This window comes from Rhodococcus sp. T7 (assembly GCF_009872365.1).
In the GTDB taxonomy this organism is placed as follows: domain Bacteria; phylum Actinomycetota; class Actinomycetes; order Mycobacteriales; family Mycobacteriaceae; genus Rhodococcus_F.
The window spans coordinates 178034-179606 of sequence record NZ_WXYH01000390.1 but is presented as its reverse complement, the minus strand read 5'-3'; the positions used below and the strand labels follow the sequence as shown (position 1 = coordinate 179606).

At 65.2% G+C, this 1573-nt stretch carries 3 protein-coding genes and 1 pseudogene; all 4 read left to right on the top strand.

Annotation, left to right across the window (positions count from 1 at the left end):
* Positions 1-297, top strand: a 297-nt coding sequence (locus MLGJGCBP_RS49360) for an FAD-linked oxidase C-terminal domain-containing protein (protein WP_328799363.1), incomplete at its 5' end; no start/stop codon positions are given.
* Positions 294-674 carry a hypothetical protein gene (locus MLGJGCBP_RS49355; RefSeq protein ID WP_236580856.1) on the top strand — a complete coding sequence of 127 codons (381 nt, stop codon included), beginning with the start codon at positions 294-296 and terminating at the stop codon, positions 672-674. The genes MLGJGCBP_RS49360 and MLGJGCBP_RS49355, both read left to right, overlap by 4 nt.
* On the top strand, positions 665-862 hold the full coding sequence (locus tag MLGJGCBP_RS51225; RefSeq protein WP_201452925.1) for a hypothetical protein: 198 nt from the start codon (positions 665-667) through the stop codon (positions 860-862). The genes MLGJGCBP_RS49355 and MLGJGCBP_RS51225 overlap by 10 nt, the downstream gene beginning before the upstream one ends.
* Positions 863-1184: 322 nt before the next feature.
* Positions 1185-1573: pseudogene (locus MLGJGCBP_RS49350) on the top strand (sigma-54-dependent Fis family transcriptional regulator); the annotation flags it as partial.

The following is a 1573-nucleotide window of genomic DNA, read 5'->3' as shown; positions in this document are numbered from 1 at the left end:
GACCGCCACCACCTTTTCGTCGGCACCTTCGGGCACGCCGCGGACGGAAACCTCCACCCCACGATCGTGTTCGACGCGGCTGACCCCGACGCATCCGACCGTGCCTACCGCGCCTTCGACGAAATGGTCACCCGGTGCCTGGCGCTGGGCGGATCGATCACCGGCGAGCACGGCGTCGGTGATCTCAAACGCAACTACCTCGAGACGATGGTAGGCACACACGAGCGAGTGCTGATGGGTCAGATCAAGGTGGTGTTCGACCCTCCCGGGATTCTCAATCCGGGACGCGCGATATGACCGGGAGGGAACTGCACCCACCCCGCTCGCGGATGACGACACCCGCACAGTCGTCGCCCGATGCGGTGCACACCTGCGCACATATCGATCCCGTAGTCCTCCCGGCGGCCCGGTGCGACGCGAACGACGAGTTCCTACTGGACTTCGCCGCCCGATGGGTGCACTTCGGCGGCGGCAGCGCCGAAGAGATCTTCCTCACCTTCGGGTGGAACGAGGCTCGGTACTTCGGACGCCTCCGTTATCTGGCCACACGCCGATTCGTTCCCATCGATGACGTCCTGCGGCAACGACTTCTCGCCGTATGCGCCGAACGGCTACCACCCTCGAGCACACCGGTGCCCATCCCCGACGACGAAAGGCCACGACCATGCCAGTGAACCCCGTCCCGCGGCCCCCACACCGTCCGGCCCCCGAACCCGCGCGGCCCCCGGTGTCGAGCACGCTCACCGTGACCGACCTGCTGTGCACGCTGGAAGCGCTCACCGGGGTTCGCCCGCCGTATGTCACCCAGGCCACCCAGCCGTCCGGTAACCCGTCCCGATCCCACCGGTCGGAAGCGTCCTGAATGATCTCAACCCGGTCGGAACGAACCTGACGCTGCAGGTCGCAGGTTCCCGGTGGCAGAGGTGCGGGAAGCGCACATCGGGCAAGCGCTACCTCAGTCAGCCATCCGGCGCCCTACGCACCACGCGTGCGACCGCCGCCGCCTCGGCTATCTCTGGGTAACACCCGAAACCCCGCCGCCGACGGAACACCGTGAGTGCATCGGGGGCATCGGCCCACCGGGGAATCACCCGCTACAGGTGTCTCATACTGAGACCCATACCACATTGAGACGCCGTACGCTCATAGACGTAACCGGTGGAAGAACAGGGCGTAAACAGACCATGACCGCCAAGGATCTACAGCTAGCACGCGAGCACTTTCTCTCCGAGCATCATCTCGACAGCTCCATTCGGCAGGACATCTACACCTCCTGGCAGCGGTCGAAGTCCCTGAAAGTGGGACCTGATCAGCTCGATCTCCCGTTTGTCCGGGAGCCGAACCTGGACTGTCCCCTCGTCACGGCGGCCGGACCGGTCCTGAAACAGCTCGCGGACGGGCTGGTGGACGAGCCGGTCAGTGTGATTCTGACATCCGCCGACGGAGTGATCCTGACCAGGATCGCCGCCAGCCAGCGGCTCAATCGCACACTCGACGCGGTCAACCTGGCCCCGGGTTTCAGCTACTCGGAAGAATTCGCAGGTACCAACGGTATCGGCACTGCCCTCGAGAC